The 17,979-nt window shown below is 44.5% G+C and carries 13 protein-coding genes; 7 read left to right on the top strand and 6 right to left on the bottom strand.

The annotated features are described in order from the left end of the window. Positions 1-58 precede the first annotated feature (58 nt). Entirely contained in the window at positions 59-844 is a 786-nt protein-coding gene (locus tag AB4185_RS07215) for a VacJ family lipoprotein (protein ID WP_372135241.1), read from the top strand. A 95-nt stretch (positions 845-939) separates the two neighbouring features. Here AB4185_RS07215 and AB4185_RS07210 read toward each other — a convergent pair whose 3' ends face one another. The 4 genes from AB4185_RS07210 to AB4185_RS07195 form a co-directional block, all read right to left on the bottom strand. Beyond that, complete coding sequence (locus AB4185_RS07210) at positions 940-2,262, bottom strand: outer membrane protein transport protein (RefSeq protein WP_372135239.1); 1,323 nt, start codon at positions 2,260-2,262, stop codon at positions 940-942. 295 nt (positions 2,263-2,557) lie between these two features. Continuing rightward, a complete protein-coding gene (locus AB4185_RS07205; RefSeq protein ID WP_017060648.1) occupies positions 2,558-3,853 on the bottom strand; it encodes an outer membrane protein transport protein in 1,296 nt (431 codons plus the stop codon). Positions 3,854-4,150: 297 nt separating this feature from the next. Next, positions 4,151-4,879 (bottom strand): DUF3379 domain-containing protein, encoded by a 729-nt coding sequence (locus AB4185_RS07200; protein ID WP_017060647.1) that lies wholly within the window; start codon positions 4,877-4,879, stop codon positions 4,151-4,153. Then, a complete protein-coding gene (locus tag AB4185_RS07195) occupies positions 4,872-5,420 on the bottom strand; it encodes a sigma-70 family RNA polymerase sigma factor (RefSeq protein ID WP_017060646.1) in 549 nt (182 codons plus the stop codon). Before AB4185_RS07195 ends, AB4185_RS07200 begins: the two co-directional genes overlap by 8 nt. Positions 5,421-5,972: 552 nt before the next feature. Between AB4185_RS07195 and fadI the strand changes: the two genes are divergently transcribed. After that, the gene (gene fadI, locus AB4185_RS07190; RefSeq protein ID WP_371721004.1) at positions 5,973-7,280 is read left to right on the top strand and encodes an acetyl-CoA C-acyltransferase FadI; all 1,308 of its coding nucleotides are present in this window, start codon (positions 5,973-5,975) and stop codon (positions 7,278-7,280) included. After that, the gene (gene fadJ / locus AB4185_RS07185) at positions 7,280-9,496 is read left to right on the top strand and encodes a fatty acid oxidation complex subunit alpha FadJ (protein WP_102332825.1); all 2,217 of its coding nucleotides are present in this window, start codon (positions 7,280-7,282) and stop codon (positions 9,494-9,496) included. The genes fadI and fadJ overlap by 1 nt, the downstream gene beginning before the upstream one ends. Positions 9,497-9,799: 303 nt before the next feature. Here the strand turns inward: fadJ and AB4185_RS07180 are convergent, their stop codons facing one another. Further along, positions 9,800-12,577, bottom strand: coding sequence for an insulinase family protein (locus AB4185_RS07180; RefSeq protein WP_017064099.1), 2,778 nt, complete (start codon positions 12,575-12,577; stop codon positions 9,800-9,802). A 305-nt stretch (positions 12,578-12,882) separates the two neighbouring features. Here AB4185_RS07180 and sixA point away from each other — a divergent pair, with 305 nt between their 5' ends. Further along, positions 12,883-13,347: a phosphohistidine phosphatase SixA gene (gene sixA / locus AB4185_RS07175; RefSeq protein WP_017064097.1), complete on the top strand. Its 465-nt coding sequence runs from the start codon at positions 12,883-12,885 to the stop codon at positions 13,345-13,347. Positions 13,348-13,458: 111 nt separating this feature from the next. On the opposite strand, the gene smrB is transcribed toward sixA, so the two are convergent. After that, a complete protein-coding gene (gene smrB, locus AB4185_RS07170; protein ID WP_017064096.1) occupies positions 13,459-13,989 on the bottom strand; it encodes an endonuclease SmrB in 531 nt (176 codons plus the stop codon). Between the two features lie 62 nt (positions 13,990-14,051). Here smrB and prmB point away from each other — a divergent pair, with 62 nt between their 5' ends. From prmB to AB4185_RS07155, 3 genes are all read left to right on the top strand, one after another. After that, positions 14,052-14,984, top strand: a complete 933-nt coding sequence (gene prmB / locus AB4185_RS07165) for a 50S ribosomal protein L3 N(5)-glutamine methyltransferase (RefSeq protein WP_372135237.1) — start codon at positions 14,052-14,054, stop codon at positions 14,982-14,984. 239 nt (positions 14,985-15,223) lie between these two features. Then, positions 15,224-15,865: a LysE family translocator gene (locus AB4185_RS07160; protein WP_017060639.1), complete on the top strand. Its 642-nt coding sequence runs from the start codon at positions 15,224-15,226 to the stop codon at positions 15,863-15,865. 535 nt (positions 15,866-16,400) lie between these two features. Continuing rightward, positions 16,401-17,858 (top strand): protein adenylyltransferase SelO, encoded by a 1,458-nt coding sequence (locus AB4185_RS07155; protein ID WP_372135235.1) that lies wholly within the window; start codon positions 16,401-16,403, stop codon positions 17,856-17,858. Positions 17,859-17,979 lie beyond the last annotated feature (121 nt).

The following is a 17,979-nucleotide window of genomic DNA, read 5'->3' as shown; positions in this document are numbered from 1 at the left end:
TTGAGGCCAGCGATTGCTGGCCTTTTTTATTATTTGAATTCCTTATGGAAAAGGTGATATGTCTGTCAGTGTTTTAAGACTCTCGAGTTTACTTTTTATCGCAAGCTTAACGGTTGGGTGTTCAAGTGCGCCGGACGAAAGTGTTGACGATGATAACCTCGAAACCTCTGAATACGTCGAAGAGTCCCACCCGAATGATCCTTTTGAAGGCTTCAACCGAGCGATGTGGGATATCAACTACGAATATCTAGATCCTTATTTAGTTCGCCCTGTTTCCCTCGCTTATGTTGACTACACCCCTGTGCCAGTACGTTCTGGTATATCCAATTTTCTAGCCAACTTAGACGAACCATCAAGCATGGTGAATAACCTTATTATGGGCAATGGTGAAAAAGCACTCGACCATTTCAATCGTTTTTGGATTAACTCAACGATTGGTTTGTTAGGCTTAATCGATATTGCCAGCGAAGCGGGGATCACCAAATACGATGATAAGTCGTTCTCTGATGCGATTGGTCATTACGGGGTAGGGAATGGTCCCTACTTCATGGTGCCGGGTTATGGCCCAATAACAACGCGTGAAGTAACTGAAACCGTTGATGGTATGTATGTGCCTCTGTCTTTCTTGAACTTCTGGGCTAGCTTAGGTAAGTGGGCATTTGAAGGTATGGAGACTCGCGCTCAGTTAGTGTCACAAGAATCACTATTGGACGACTCGCCAGATCCATATGCTCTGACTCGTGAAGTTTACATTCAACGTCGTGACTTTAAAGCCGAAATCGAACCGGAAGAAGTCGATCTTGAAGAAGAAGATTTCATTGACGGATACCTAGAAGATTACTAGATATAAGATTTTGAATAACTGATAAAAGAAAGGCTCGATGTTGAAAATAACATCGAGCCTTTTTTATATTTGCTACTTTAGATTAAGTAACCAGATTAGAAACGGTAGTTAGCTTGTACACCAACTAGCCAAACATTACCCGTTGTTGTACCAATAAATTGGCCGCCAACAGCTTCGGCTGCATCGTCAGATGCGTAACCGCGAGATTCTGTGATGGGAGCATCTTTAGCAATGATGTAAGTAAAGCCAGCATCCAATGAAAGCTGTTCAGACCATTGGTAACCAGCACCAACACTTAACCATGTGCGGTCAGTTTCTGGAATAGTGATAGTACGGTTTTTATCGCTAACTGCAGAAGTATCGTAAGCCACACCTGTACGTAGTGCCAGTTTAGGGTCAATTTGGTAAGTTGCGCCTACAGCAAAGCGATAGTTATCTTCCCAATTCTCAACCTTAACTGTATGGCTACCATATGTATCTAGCTCAGCTTGCAATTTTTCGAAAGAACTCCAGTCAGTCCAATTAAAACTAGCATGGATTGCAAGTGCTTTAGTGAGTTGATGGAAACTTGCAAGCTCTGCTGTTGCAGGAAGTGCTAACATCATATGTCCATTGTCACGTTGACCAGGTGTCATGCCAAAGCCGATGCCTTCTGCGTGACCTTCTAACTTCAGCTCAACCTCAGACTTGTAGGCAAAACCGATACGGTGGTCTTCGTTGATCTGCCACGCTGTACCTACTTGCCAACCCCAAGCGGTGTCTTCACCTTCCATATATTTCAGTGTAGTGCCTTCTGGAGCTGAGATCGGCATTTGGTTTGAATCTAGACCAATTGCATTTTTCGCTGGTGCTGTTGCACCGAAGCTGCCTTCACCCATAACGTAACGGATACCGCCACCAATGCTTACTTGCTCAACAACTTGATAAGCGAAGTTTAAGTTAGCTTCTTTAGTGATTACGCTTGCTTCGTTACCGAAATGAGATGCGTTGAAGTCGTCACCTAAATTCGTTTCCATTCCGTAATTCGTGCCAAATGCAAAACCGATAGCAAACTTTTCGTTGTAACGGTGAGAAATGTAAAGATTCGGGATAATAGCGTCATCTGCGAAATCGTTTGAAGATGCTTGGCTTGTACCTAACGCTGGGTGAGCGTGGTTTACTTCACCTTTAACATCAATGTTAGGGTTAACGTAAATACCACCAACAGAAACTTGTGTACCTTCTAGGTAAGTCAGCATTGCAGGGTTACGCCATTGAGCATCTGCACCGTCTGCCATTGCTGCTTCACCAGCGTATGCGCGGCCTAGGCCTGTTGCCGAGTATTCTGCTAGTTGAAAACCAGCCGCTTGAGTGACGGTAGAAGTCGAAAGTAGTCCAACTGCCACTGCAGCAGATAGAAGAGTCTTATTCATTTTCATTATTATGTTCGCTGAACCATAAGTATTTAGTGTCGTGATTCTACGTTTAGAGTTATTACTTTAAAAATGAAATTCGAATAAAACAGTGTTTTAGGGATTAAATGAGTAAATGTGTTTAATTATTAGAGAAATAATCTAAATGTTTCGGCTGTGTTGCGAAGTTTGAGCGTACACTTGTAGGCATATTTTGCCTCTGCAGGCTACAGATGTAAGCTTAAATTGATGTGGGTCAGTAGTTTAGGCAATAAAAAAGGGTCGCATAATGCGACCCTTTGGGATTACTTATTAGCTTATATTAGAAGCTACGGCTGTATTGAAGACCAACTAAGATAGCATCAGCATGAGTTGTTGCTTCTATTGATGAAATTGTAGTTCCTGATATTTCAGTAGTTTCATTGACTTTTACATCATCACCCAGTAGGTAAGTGAAGCCGAAATCTACGTTTGAAGCTGTATCAATGTGGTATGTGAAGCCAGCAGAGAACCATTGACGATCAGAATCTGGTACCGAAACTGATGTAATACTATCTTGGGCACTTGTGTCGTACATGTAACCGGCACGTAATGTCCAATCTTTATTCATGTAGTAAGTTGTACCAAGAGCGTAATGCATCCCATCTTGCCATTTATACTCATTTAACTCACCGGCTTTGTCAGCCTCTAGTACGTCAAATGCGCTCCAACCAATCCATTGAACGCTGTAGTGAACAGCAAACTTAGAGTCTGGTAGCATATGGTAACCAGAGAACTCAATCATGCTAGGTAACGGCATGTTTAATGTATCGTTTTTGTATGTTGCGTTAACAACATCTCCTGTTGCTGGGTTCACTCCAATACCAGTAATATCACCTTCAGCTTCTAGAGTTGGGCTGTAACGATATGCTAAGCCAAATCTATTATCTTTATCTAGCTCGAAAACTGTACCCAAGTTAAAGCCTACAGCCCAACCGTCAGCGTCTGCATCTAGAGCTGTGTATTCTTGAACACCTGTAGGGTTTGCTACATTATTAGGCAGCGTAATTTTACGCTCAAGCTTACCTTGTCCATAGATGAAGTCTAAACCTGCACCAAAGCTCCACTGTTCATTCAAACGGTATGAGCCAGCTACCCCTAAGTTCATACTTTTAACGTCAGTTAGGCCACCATATTCAGAACCTGCAAACGAATCGTCAAACTCAGTTTTAGTACCAAAGTTAGTGTAGGCATTGACGCCCCATGCAAATTGGTCATTAACAGGTACAATTAAGTGGATGTTAGGTGCGATAGAAGTATCACCCGCATCATCATAGTTTGAAGGTGTTGAACCAGTTAATGCGCTAGTGTAAGTGGCATCTTTGACTTCAATTTTCGAAGTGATCGAAGTGAAACCTAAAGATAGTTCAACTTTATCAAACAGTGCCATTGCCGCTGGGTTACGAGCCATTACTGACGCGTTATCTGCGATTACTGCATCACCAGCAAAAGCACGGCCAAGGCCGGTAGCTGATTGTGCGTTAAGTTGGAAACCTGCTGCCATCGCTTGCGAAGACGCCAGTGTAATTGTTACTGCTAAAAGAGACTTTTTAAACAGACGCGTGTTGTTGGTAGTCATTCATTTATTCCTTTATATATCCGCCTCTACAGGGCGATTAATTTGAGCAATTGCTCAATGGTGGCTGATCCTATTCGCAAGTATACGATATACAAATCCGACCATTGGGAATTTTGAGTGGAAAATTATGGAAATGACGCCTATCTGGCACGAAAATGGTGTGAAATGCTGTTTTTTAGAGTTTTAACTCTAGAGGTATTGGTGGTGTGAATGGTTTTGTGGTTTATTTATAAATAAAGCCCAGCAATATCAGTAATATAATTGCTGGGCCTTTTGTGACGGGGCTTTAAGAGCGAATCAGCTCATTGGTTTGATCATTTTTGTCAGCTTTTCGGCGATTTTGGAAACATCCTCACCATTTTCACCCACAAGGATTAAGCTGCTGCCATCTACGGGTGTTACCGAGCCGGACATGCCTTTTTCATCAAAATCGATAGGTTTGTCTGTTGGAATACCGGTTAAAAACAGTGTTACTTTGCCTTTTGCGCCTTGGAAGACCATATGTACTGCGTTGGATTTACCAAAGCCACAGTGGTTTAGGTAATAAACATGGTAAGGGAAAGCGTCATCAAACTGAAAAGCAAATGGGTTCATTTTTGCGTTGATCTGCTGCGATGTAACCTGTTCATCGATGCTACTAACAAAGCTCTTCTCATCAACAACATGCTTCATCGCTGTATCAACTAAACTAGCTTGCGCAGGTGAAACGAATGCATTTCCCCAATTCACTTGGCCAACTAATAAACCTGCAACGAATGCTACTGAGGCGGCCATTGCCATTGCTCGTCTCGCAAACGTTGGCCTTACTACTTTGCTTTCTTCGCTTGAGGTCTGATTGAACAGAATACGATCAGCAAGATCGTCTGGCACATCCACATTCATCGCAGAGTGGATCTGTTTATCAAGCGCTAGTACATCGTCTAAGAAGTTACTATTGGCTTCGCTATTCGCGGTCGCATCAACAATATCTTGTGTACGTTGTTTAGGTTCCGACAATACACGACGACGAAATTCCAAATCATCCATTATGTTGCCCCCTTTCTGCCTCTTCTGTATCCAACAGCTCTTTCAACTGATTTCGAGCTCTGAATAAACGTGTCATCACCGTGTTTTTGTTGAGATCGAGAATATCGGCAATCTCATCACCACTAAAACCACCAATCACTTGCAAGAAGAGAGGTTCACGGTAATCAATTTCAAGTTTCATGATCTGGGCTTGCAACCACTGATGCTGATGGTGCGGGTCATCACTGACACTAGCATCGTTACCGTGATCGTCGATATCAACCAGATCAAACTGTTTGCGTTCAAAACGTCGAGCGTTCTCGCGTCTCAAGATGGTAATCAGCCAAGATTTGGCGGCTTTTTCATCTTGAAGGCTATCGAGTGACTTCCATGCACGAAGGCAAGTTTCTTGAACTAAGTCTTCGGCAATGCTTTTGTCTTTGCATAACCAATAGGCGTAGCGAAAGAGGTCACGATGATAGGCGCGCACAAGTGCTTCGTATTTTCTTTGTTTGTCCATATCAGAGTTGACCGGACGCTTGGCTGTTTTCTTTCCAAACATTTTTATTATTGACACACGAGCCTCCATAATTGCTCTGCGTATAGCTGTCCTCTATACGTTGTGCTTCGTTTTTATATTTTTAGAGCTAACGATCGGCAGGAAATCGTAAAATCACATTAAAATTGATCTACTTCAAAATCTAAGGCCTCGAACTCGTTATAGTACACCTTGTCGTCTAGTTAGTCATTCGTGGCTAGCATGTTGAGCAAGACGACACTTCCTTTTGAAGGCTGACTTTACTTTCTCCTAATCAGGAAACTGATTATTTCAATTGGCGCTAAGTTAATTGCTTTATATACATTCCGACCACACAGCTTTGTGTGGTTTTTTTTTGCCTCAAGAAAACCATTCCCTACACAGCGATAACAGTCTTTGCTTACAATAGTTTAGTCTCTTACGGCAACCTTTCCCCCAAAAAGGTTCGCCTGAATGCGCAGTTATATTTTCAAACAGTGAGATACTCGTATCACGTTTATTTAAACGCTCGTTTGATTTAATTAACAACTTCTTTACAATGCTTCAGGTCAGACCTCTTAACTTTAAGGAGAAACCATGGGCAAACAGGAAGTCAAAACGCGTTCTGGAGAACGTGTTGCCGTTGTCGCTGGATTACGAACCCCATTTGCTCGTCAGAGCACAGAATTTAGCCAAGTGCCTGCGGTTGACCTAGGCAAAATGGTTGTGAGCGAAATGCTTGCAAGAACGGATGTCGATCCTGCGCTTATCGAACAAGTTGTGTTCGGCCAAGTAGTGCAAATGCCAGAAGCGCCGAACATTGCGCGTGAAATCGTGTTGGGCACAGGCATGAACATTAATACCGATGCCTACAGTGTCACACGAGCATGTGCGACCAGCTTCCAAGCGGCAGTTAACGTGACCGAAAGCATTATGGCTGGCACGATTGATGTCGGTATTGCGGGCGGTGCGGACTCTTCTTCTGTATTGCCTATCGGTGTTTCGAAAAAGTTAGCGGCAAATCTATTAGCGCTGAGTAAAACGAAAACTATGGGTCAAAAGCTGAAGATTCTTAAAACGCTTTCCGTAAAAGATTTGATGCCAGTACCACCTGCAGTTGCAGAGTACTCGACCGGTTTATCCATGGGACAAACGGCTGAGCAAATGGCTAAGACGCATGGTATTACTCGCGAAGCTCAAGACGCACTTGCTCACCGTTCTCACTCTTTGGCTTCTCAGGCATGGAAAGAAGGCAAGATTAAAGACGAAGTGATGACGGCATTCCCGGCGCCTTACAAAAAGTATCTAGCGGAAGACAACAACATTCGCCACGACTCAACGGTTGAAGGTTACGCTAAGCTGCGTCCTGCTTTTGATAGAAAGTACGGCAGTGTAACGGCAGCCAATGCTACGCCTCTTACCGATGGCGGTGCAGCAGTGATGTTGATGCGCGAAGGTAAAGCGAAAGAACTAGGCTTAGAAGTGCTTGGTTATATTCGTGGTTATGCGTTCTCAGCGATTGGTGTTGAAACAGATATGCTGATGGGCCCGACTTACGCGACCTCACAAGTATTAAAGAACACCGGTTTAGAGTTGTCAGACCTAACACTGATCGAAATGCACGAAGCATTCGCTGCCCAAGTTTTGGCTAACGTGAAAATGTTCGCAAGCGATGAGTTTGCACAGAAGAATCTTGGCCGCGATAAAGCGATCGGTGAGATTGATATGGAGAAGTTCAACGTGCTGGGTAGCTCGATTGCTTACGGACATCCGTTTGCAGCGACTGGCGCACGCATGATGACTCAAACATTACGTGAACTGAAACGTCGCGGTGGCGGCTTGGCACTGAACACAGCGTGTGCGGCTGGTGGTTTAGGTGCAGCAATGATCTTGGAGGTAGAATAATGTCTACGACTCTTGATGCAACAACAGAAAAAGAAACAGTCGCTCAACCAGATTCAACCTCTGCGACTGAATCAACCAAAAAGAAAGCGACAGCATTTACTCTCAATATCGATGAGCAAGATATTGCTTGGTTAGCGATTGATGTACCAAACGAGAAAATGAACACGCTGCAAGCGGCTTTTGCTGAAGAAATGAAGGCCATCTTCGAGCAACTCAAAGAAAAGCAAAGCCGAGTTAAGGGCCTAATCGTTCATTCTCTTAAGCCAGATAACTTTATCGCTGGTGCTGATGTAAGAATGCTTGATGCGTGTAAAACGGCTGACGAAGCACAGTCTCTGGCTCGCCAAGGGCAGGAGATGTTCCAAACGCTTTCTGAACTACCGTACCCAGTAGTCGCAGCGATTCACGGCCCATGTTTAGGTGGTGGTTTAGAGCTTGCACTGGCGTGTGATTACCGTGTATGTACCGATTCAGATAAGACTCGCGTTGGTCTGCCAGAAGTACAGTTAGGTCTGTTACCAGGCTCTGGCGGTACACAGCGTCTGCCTCGCCTTATCGGTTTGCTGCCATCTCTTGACCTAATCCTAACGGGCAAGCAACTGCGCGCTAAGAAAGCGAAATCGCTCGGTGTTGTGGATGCTTGTGTGCCTGAAACTATCCTGCTTGAAGTCGCTAAAAGCTTTGTCGAAAAGAATACGGGCAGTAAAAAAGGGAAGCGTCTTGCGTCGAAAAGCCAAGCGTCGACCAAAGAAAAGCTGATTTCACGTAACGGCCTTGGTCGTAAAGTGATTTTTGAACAAGCTTCTAAGAAGACTAATCAGAAAACACGCGGCAATTACCCAGCAGCGGATGCGATTCTAGACGTGATTCGTTATGGCCTTGAGAACGGCTTTGACAAAGGTCTTCAGTATGAAGCGAAGCGTTTCTCTGAACTGGTAATGACTTCAGAATCTAAAGCCCTTCGTTCGATTTTCTTTGCTACTACGGAAATGAAAAAAGAACACGGCGCAGACGCAGAACCAAAAGCGGTTAAGCGTGTTGGTGTGCTGGGCGGTGGTCTTATGGGCGCAGGCATCAGCCATGTCAGTGTTGCTAAGGCGAAAGTGCCTGTACGCATTAAAGACGTATCAAATGAAGGTGTACTGAACGCGCTTAACTACAACTTCAAGTTGTTCGATAAGCAGCGTAAGCGTCGCATTCTGAGCCGAGCGGGCCTTGAAAGTAAGATGCTTCAACTGTCTGGCGGTATCGACTTTACGAGCTTTAATCACACCGATGTGGTGATTGAAGCGGTATTTGAAGACCTCGACCTTAAGCAGTCAATGGTTGCGGACATCGAAGCCAATGCCAAGCCAGAGACTATTTTCGCGACGAATACGTCTTCATTGCCGATCCATAAGATTGCGGAGAAGGCGCAGCGACCAGAAAACGTGGTCGGTCTTCACTACTTCAGCCCAGCCGAAAAAATGCCGCTAGTAGAAGTTATCCCTCATGAAACTACGTCAGAAGAGACGATTTCTACGGTTGTTGCATTAGCGAAGAAGCAAGGTAAAACGCCGATTGTTGTGAAAGACACGGCTGGTTTTTATGTGAACCGTATTCTTGCTCCGTACATGAACGAAGCAGCGCATTTACTGCTAGCGAACGAGCCGATTGAAAAGCTCGACAGCACGTTATTGGACTTCGGTTTCCCGGTTGGTCCTATCACTTTATTAGATGAGGTGGGTGTTGATATCGGTGCGAAGATCATTCCGATTTTAGTGAATGAGCTTGGCGATCGTTTCCAAGGTCCTGATGTGTTCGATATTCTTTTGAATGACAATCGTAAAGGCCGTAAGAGTGGTAAAGGTTTCTACACTTACAAAGGCAAGAAGAAGGAAGTGGATAAGTCAGTTTACAAGCTGCTTAAGCTGCAACCAGATCCTAAGTTGAGCGATAACGATATCGCGATGCGCTGTGTGTTACCTATGCTAAACGAAGCGGTTCGTTGTCTAGACGACGGCATTATCCGCAGCCCTCGTGATGGTGATATCGGTGCGATTTTCGGTATCGGTTTCCCGCCATTCCTAGGTGGTCCGTTCCGTTATATGGATCAAATCGGCATTAAGTCACTGGTTGAGATGATGAACGATTTCGCTAAGAAGTACGGTGATCGTTTCGCGCCATGTGATGGCCTACTGACACGTGCTGGATTGGGTGAGTCTTTCTACAAGTAACTCTCTAACTCATTGATTAAGAAGCCCGTATCAAGCAATTGATGCGGGCTTTTCTGTTTTATGAACGAGTGTGAAAGGAATGAGATTCCCGACTCAGTCGTTCCTCCTTCTCGGGAATGATGATTGAGAGATAAAAAGTAAGTTATTGCGTTGATTAGAAAGGTGGTCAAACACACGTCAATCAAAACTACCGTCATCTCCTAAAGCGACGAAGGAGCGTAATAGGAGATCTGCTTTTGGGCTGCATCCAATAAAAAAGGTTGATGCTTTCACATCAACCTTATGATTTTCATTCCAGCTTTATCAGCCTAGCTCAGTATCTTTCGGGCGTAACTGAAACTCATCAATAGAGCCAATTTCAACACCTGCTGACAGCTTCTCTTCCTCATTATGAGCATTACCGTGAGCATGCATAATCAGGCGATTTGCCGTGCGTGGTTTTAGCTGGCTAACCACAAAACGCATCATGTCTGAGCGAGTTAACCCCTTAAGGTCTTCCAATACGCGCTCTCTCTGGTTGAACTCAACATCCTTATTGCCTATCGCAACCCATAAGCGCTGAGCTCGCCCTCGCAAAGTCGTATCTGGTGTCGAAATCTGATTCCAGAGACCGCGCTTACTGCTGTGCCATTGATAGTCGTTAAGCTCCAACAGCACCATGTAAAAGGCATTGAGGAACTCATCTATTGAAGCTAACAAGTCAGCAGGGGCGGCATTCGGTGATTGCACATACAACACAATACCAGGGTGTCGGTTGAGCGGCATATTGCCAGTACCGACCATGTAACCTAGCTGCTGCTTGGTTCGTATCTCATGGAAGAAAGTGGCCGACATCAAATGGTTTGCCAATGAATACAGCGCGATATTTTTAGGTGAAATATCAGGGCATTGGTAATAAACCACAATTGCTGAATCATCTTGGTTACACACCACTTCACGTTGGAAGCTGCCGTTTTCACCGAGCATGATGAGCGGACGCAGTGATTCTTCGTAAGCCTGATCTTGAACACGCAGTGCATCTTTTAGCGTTTCAGCCATCTTGTGTGCATCGGCTTTTTTCCAGTCGCCATACACAAACATCTCAACATGAAGTTCCGCCAAGATTGCTTGAACAAAAGAGGAGAGCTCATCGACCTCTATCGTTTCTAGGGCTTCAATTAACACGGAATAAGGCGGGTTATTTGGTTGAAGTATCCCAGTCATTGCATTAAACAACTGCGAAATAGGGCGATCTTGCGACGCGTTGTTCCAGTTTCTGAGCAATTGATGCTTGATGGTTTCGAAGCGTGTTGGACTAAAGTCGCGTGCTTGGAAACGTTCAAGAATCATATTGAGCAGTTGTGGCTGTTTCTCGCTAAACCCGGACAGAGTGAGCGTTACACCGCCCTGATGGGTGTACATGTTGTAGCCCATTCCGGCGATTTCAGCCTGATACGTATCTTTTTCGAGTGAGTCTAAGAACATCTCTACGCACAAGCGTGTTTTAACGATATTTCTTGGGCTAGCAACTGAGTGCGGGCTATCGATAGCGACATACACCACACCTTTAGGAACTCGAAATTGATGGTCTTGCAGGTGCCACAGCTTAAAGCCGTCGAGCTCTTCTAACAGTTGTGGGAACTTAGCGTCACCTTCCAGTTCAGTCGGGTCTAGATCGTAGCAAATAAACGGGTTTTTGCTTGGGAGTTCAAACTGCCAACCGGGGTTAATGCACGTAAAGCATTGAACTTGTTCAGCGCTAAAAGGTGTGACCGAGTAGGGAGTAAAGTACCACTTCGCTTCCCTGTCATACTCGAATCCCTGAGCAACAATGGTCGCTCGCATGTTGTCTACGGTTAAGTAAGGCAGCAAAGAACGCTGTAATTCGTCATCGAAATGCGACATTTTGTAATCGCCATACACCACATCTTGCTCTTGGTAGTGCTGCATGTTGATGACGAGGTGGCTGACGACATCAAGCGGTCTTGCTGGCTCTTGAAAGCGGAAAGCAGACTCTAAAACGGCGCGTTTTTCTAGGTAGCGCCACTCTTCTATGCCTTGTTGTTCGACTAACTTGATGTACTGAAATATCGCTTGGATGATGTTATCGGTTTTGGTTAAACCTTCTATGGTCAATGAGCAACTGACTGTGAAATCACGGTAGTTACTGCCACTCGCGCCACCACCTGCAGAGAGAGATGTTATCCAGCCTTTCTCTTTGAGTTGCATCATCAAACTGCCTTCACCTTCGTAACCTAAAAGATGGGCAAAGAACGACAATGGCTTAACGCCGTAGTGTTCGTCCATACTGGGCATAGGGAAGGTTAAGATCAGTTTGCGCACTTCTTTAATCGGCTCAACGCGGACTTGTACACCCGTACTTAACTCGCCGACAATCGGAACTTCAACCTTTTTGCCTTGTAGGTTGTGATTGGTGATTGAGCTAAAGCGATCCTCAACCCAGCTTTGCATCTCATCTAACGACTGATTGCCAGACAGTGTCAGTGTCATCAAGTCAGCAGAGTATTGTTGCTGGTGGAAAGCCAAGATCTCTTGTCGAATCGTCTCGCCGTTTCTGTCACCCAACGTATCGATATTACCGACAGAAAACTTCGAGAATGGGTGATTGTGATTCACCAGTTCTTTGGTAACTTGGTACAAGCGTCGTGAGTCGTCGTTGAGTTTCATCTTGTATTCGGAGTCAACGGCTTGGCGTTCTTTGTCTAACGCTTCTTCGTTGAAAAGGGGAGCGGTAAAAAATTGGCTGAAGCGATCGAGTGCGGTTTCAAAGGCATTCAATTCAACATCAAAAAAGAAGCAGGTGTGCTCTGTTCCTGTCCAAGCGTTGTTGCTACCGCCATGCTGGCTGATAAAACTTTGGAACTCTCCGACCTTTGGATACTTTTCAGTTCCCAAAAATAGCATATGCTCTAAGTAGTGAGCTAAACCCTCTCGGTCTGTAGGGTCATCAAAATGCCCCACATTGACGGCTAATGCGGCTGCTGCTTTTTGAGCATTTTGATCCTGAACTAACAGTACACGTAACCCGTTATTTAAGGTTATGTAGCGGTATTGATGTTCATCATTTGGGCTTAAGTGCACAGGAGCATCTCCAGAGAAGGTGGTTTTTAAATTATGTACCCGATGATTCGGCGTGCAAACCTTGTGATCATATTTTGGGATATGAAGTGCTTTTTGGCGATTTCTAAATCACTTTTATCGATTTTTATCAGTAATTTATTTTCTTTTAACAAGATTGTTAAGAAAGTCGAACTCTTTGGCAAGTGACTTGATATAATTATTTATATTGACTGCGGTTTCTCTGGATTGAGAGCCAAACCTAAGTAGCGTTTCGCTGATATATGGGATATATCGACTTTCGACATGTTACGAAGACAGGATTGAACATGAAAATATTCATTATGCGCCACGGTGAAGCAGAACATTTTGCCAACTCGGATGCAGAAAGAGCGTTGACCAAGCGCGGGAAAATGGCTTCTCTTGCCGTGGCACAAGCTGCAAATGAGCAGGGGATTAGTCAATTCGATAAAGTGCTGGTGAGCCCATATTTAAGGGCACAAGAAACGTGGTTAGAGATCTCTCAGGCGTTTTCTGGAAAGAAAGTAGAAACCTGTGATGATATTACGCCTTATGGAATGTCCGACGATGTGTTTGATTTGACCTTAGCAATGGCTGAAGTAGAAAAACTAGAGACCATTTTATTTGTTTCTCATTTACCTCTAGTTGGCTACCTAACTGCAGAGTTTGCAACAGGCATGGCGCCGCCTATGTTTCCCACTTCGGGCCTAGCGTGTATCGACTTCAACCTTGAGACACAAAAAGGTGAGTTGCTTTGGAACATCAATCCATAAGCTCGTTGAGCTCTGTTTGATGACAAAGTTGCAGACAATTAGAAAGGGCATCTCAATATGATTGGGATGCCCTTTGTTGTTTTTTGGTGAGAGAGAGTTTGTTAACCAGAATTACTTCTCAGGAACCGAAAGCAAGACTAACAGCGCGCCATTGCCGCCAAACTCTAACGGTGCTTGGTGGAAAGCCATCACGTCTGGGTGCTGTGCTAACCACAAAGGCACCTTCTGTTTAAGGATGTGTTTACCGATACCGTGTTGAACACAGGCACACGCCACGCTCTCTTTCACGCAGTGCGCAATCATCGCGCCAAGCTCACGTTTGGCTTCTTGTTGAGTCATACCATGCATATCGAGATACACGTCAGGCACGTAGACACCACGACGGAGGCGCTTGACCTCATATTTAGAGACATCATCACGCGCATAACGCGTCGGACCGTCTTCGCTAAGATGCGGAATGAACTCATCCGAGAAATAAAACTCGCTATCACTGGCTTGTCTTGCCGTTCGAGTAATTTCTTTTTGCTTGGCATTTCTTTTTGGCTGCTGGACTATGGTATCCTGTTGCAACTTTTTAACGCCCTTTACTGCATCGTTGAACAGGGCGAAATCGTCATCGAAGTCGGTGTCTTTTTTGCTCATCAGGTTATGAATTCTAATTAGAAACGTAATTAGCAGTATTGTAGCGCTTTTCGGAGACAATTTTGGATAAGATTTTTGTAGAAGAAGCGGTATCAGAACTACACACGCTTCAAGATGTGATTCGTTGGACTGTTAGCCGCTTTAACGCAGCGGGCCTATTTTATGGTCACGGCACTGATAACGCGTGGGATGAGGCAGTACAACTTATCTTACCTACTCTTTATCTGCCGATTGATGTTCCTTCGCATGTCATGAACTCTCGTCTAACGAGCAGCGAACGTCTACGTATTGTTGAGCGCGTAATCAAGCGTATTAATGATCGTACACCAACGGCTTACCTAACCAACAAAGCTTGGTTCTGTGGTCTTGAGTTCTTCGTTGATGAGCGCGTTCTTGTGCCTCGTTCTCCAATTGGTGAGCTGATCGAAGCTCAATTCCAACCTTGGTTAACTGAAGAGCCAACTCGCATCATGGATATGTGTACGGGTAGTGGTTGTATCGCTATTGCTTGTGCTCACGCATTCCCAGACGCTGAAGTAGATGCGATTGATATCTCTACTGACGCATTGCAAGTTGCAGAGCAGAACGTTCAAGATCACGGCATGGAGCAGCAAGTGTTCCCAATCCGTTCAGATCTTTTCCGTGATTTGCCAAAAGAGAAATACAACCTGATCGTATCTAACCCACCTTACGTGGACGAAGAAGATATGAACAGCCTGCCAGATGAGTTTACTCACGAGCCAGAACTTGGCCTAGCAGCGGGTACAGACGGTCTGAAATTGGTTCGTCGCATCTTAGCTAATGCACCAGACTACCTAACTGACGACGGTATTCTTATCTGTGAAGTTGGTAACTCAATGGTTCATATGATGGATCAGTACCCAGAGATTCCATTCACTTGGATTGAATTCTCTAACGGTGGTCATGGCGTATTCATGATCACTCGTGAGCAGCTAGTGGCTTGCGCAGATGAGTTCTCTCTCTACAAAGACTAAGCTTTGTATCGAAAAAGCTTCTTTGATTAGATTCGGGTTACCTTCGTTATTAGAGAAACCCTCTCTGTATTAATTTAAACGCCATGCAGCAATGCATGGCGTTTTTTATTGCCTACATTTTGGATATCGGGACTTAGCGTTGAGGATTCGTTGCATATTATTTAGTTGCTTAATATGAATAACTATCACATATTGATGGTCAATGTTTAGTCGTTTTAGTGAGTTAAGGAGAATTCGCGATGAGCTTTGATACATGGATTTATTATTTATTAGCGGTGCTGATTTTGACAGCTTCGCCCGGGCCAAGCTCTTTATTGTGCATGACCAAAGGTGTGCAATCTGGCTTTAAATTATCGATATTTACTGCCTTGGGGAGCTTAACTGCGATTACTGGTATTTTAACTTTATCGTTTACCGGGCTAGGGGTAATTATTGCTTCGTCTGAAGTGGTATTTAATGTCATAAAATGGACTGGTGCAGCTTATCTGATCTTCCTCGGTTGGAAGTCTCTGCGCTCTAGCCAACAAGATTATGACAAGTTATCGGATCAACAAGGCGGTGCTCAATCTGTCAAAGAAAGCGCTGCGCAGCATTACTTAAGTGGCTTTATTGTTGGCGCGAGTAACCCCAAAGCTATCTTGTTTTTTACTGCACTTTTCCCACAGTTTATTGATCCCTCAATTGCGCTATTACCACAGTTTACCGTGTTTGCTTTTACCTTCGCAGTGATGGAATTGTCTTGGTTATTGGTGTATGCCTACTTGGGGGCGAAGTCGTCAAATTGGTTGTTTGCGAAAGGTCGAGCCAAGGTCTTTAATCGTGTCACTGGAGGTGTCTTTATTGGGGCTGGCGCACTGCTTTCGACGACCAGTCGAGCATAACTTTCTGTTTTATCAGAGAGGTGAATGGTTACAGAATATTCTTGATGCTGTCATAAAAGGTTAATATTAATGTGCTTGCTGCTTTTGGCGAAAAGCCGATATATTGTAGTTACACCATCACGTTCTCAAGGAGAGACATATGCAGCATCAAGAAATGATTCAACACAGTAACTTTGGCGTAATCAGTCGTACTTGGATTTTCTCTACCCTTTCTCTAGTGGGTATTCTTGCTCTAATGTAGTCAGCTTCATGGCTCTATAGTTTTAGTTTTTATTATGAAATCACTTGTTAAAAAGTCTTCAAAGTCAGAACTCTTTCTCTTATAAATGTGGCTTTTCTCATCAGGCTAGCCACTTAACTTTTTCTTAGTCATCTTCTTCTAGCAAGCATCCCCCAGTAATTTACTCCTAGTCACCACTTTCTTCTTGTGGAATGGTTTATCACCTTACCTCTATAAACAAGCGCCATCGCACTTCTGAAGTTGTTACGAAACTGTGATAATCTTAAGTTATCTTTTATCTACAGTGTATCTCTCATGTCTGTCTGGGATTCTATTTCATTTAACAATCGATTTACTGCATTACCTCGACTGTTCTATACCCCAATTCAACCTACACCGCTCAGCAATGTCCAATGGCTCGCATGGAATCATAAGCTTGCGGATGAACTCGGTTTTTTGTCATTTGATGATGCTTCCGAGGAATTGCTTGAAACGTTATCTGGCAATGTTGAACCTGAGCAGTTTTCGCCTGTAGCAATGAAATACGCAGGCCACCAGTTTGGTTCTTATAACCCGGATTTAGGTGATGGAAGAGGGCTGTTATTAGCTCAAATTGTCGCGAAAAGTGGCGAAACGTTCGATTTACACCTTAAAGGTGCCGGTAAAACGCCCTATTCACGTATGGGCGATGGACGCGCTGTTATTCGATCAACCGTTCGTGAGTACTTATGTAGCGAAGCGATGGCAGGGCTCAATATCCCAACCACTCGCGCGTTGGCTATGATGACCAGCGACACACCGGTATATCGAGAGAAGCAAGAGTGGGGCGCATTGTTGGTGCGTGCTGCCGAATCACACATCCGTTTCGGTCACTTTGAACATCTGTTTTATACCAATCAGTTGGCTGAGCATAAGTTGCTGGCCGATAAAGTCATTGAATGGCACTTCCCTGAGTGTCTCGATGAAGAGAAACCCTACGCTGCTATGTTTAATCAGATTGTTGACCGTACCGCGGAGATGATTGCGTTGTGGCAAGCGAATGGTTTTGCTCATGGCGTGATGAACACCGATAACATGTCGATCATCGGGCAAACTTTCGATTATGGTCCGTTCGCGTTTCTTGATGAATATGACCCAAGATTGATCTGTAATCACTCGGATTACCAAGGTCGTTATGCTTTTAACCAGCAGCCAAGAATAGGGCTTTGGAACCTGTCGGCACTGGCTCACTCACTTTCTCCGCTGGTGGATAAGGCCGACTTAGAGGCGGCTTTAGAGCAGTACGAACCGCAAATGAACGGTTACTTTAGTCAGATGATGCGTCGTAAGTTGGGGCTACTTTCGAAACAAGAAGGCGACAGTCGTTTGTTTGAATCTATGTTCGAGCTGATGTCGCAAAACAAAGTCGACTACCCAAGGTTCTTTAGAACGCTATCGAACCTAGACACCTTGTCGCCACAAGAAGTGATTGATCTGATAATTGATCGAGAGGCAGCAAAACTGTGGGTAGATAACTACTCACAACGCTGCGAATTGGAAGATAGCTCAGTGGTCGAGCGCTGCGAAAATATGAGACAGGTAAACCCGAAATACATCCTCAGAAACTACCTAGCTCAGCTAGCGATAGACAAAGCAGAGCGCGGTGATAGCAGCGATATTGACGCTTTGATGGTGGTACTGGCAGACCCTTATGCGGAACACCCGGATTATGAATACCTTGCGGCTCTACCTCCTGAGTGGGGTAAAGCCATGGAGATCAGCTGCTCTTCATAACCAACCAATAGCGGATTAAGCCCTAAAGATTCAGATAGAGGTCACTAAGTTGTGATCTTTATCTGTTTGTTCTTCTAACTTTACAAACATGTCAATAATCAAACAATCGGCCAGCCTATAC

It is taken from the genome of Vibrio sp. 10N.286.48.F5, assembly GCF_041469785.1.
Taxonomy (GTDB): domain Bacteria; phylum Pseudomonadota; class Gammaproteobacteria; order Enterobacterales; family Vibrionaceae; genus Vibrio; species Vibrio crassostreae_C.
This window is presented reverse-complemented; position numbering and strand designations above follow the sequence as displayed.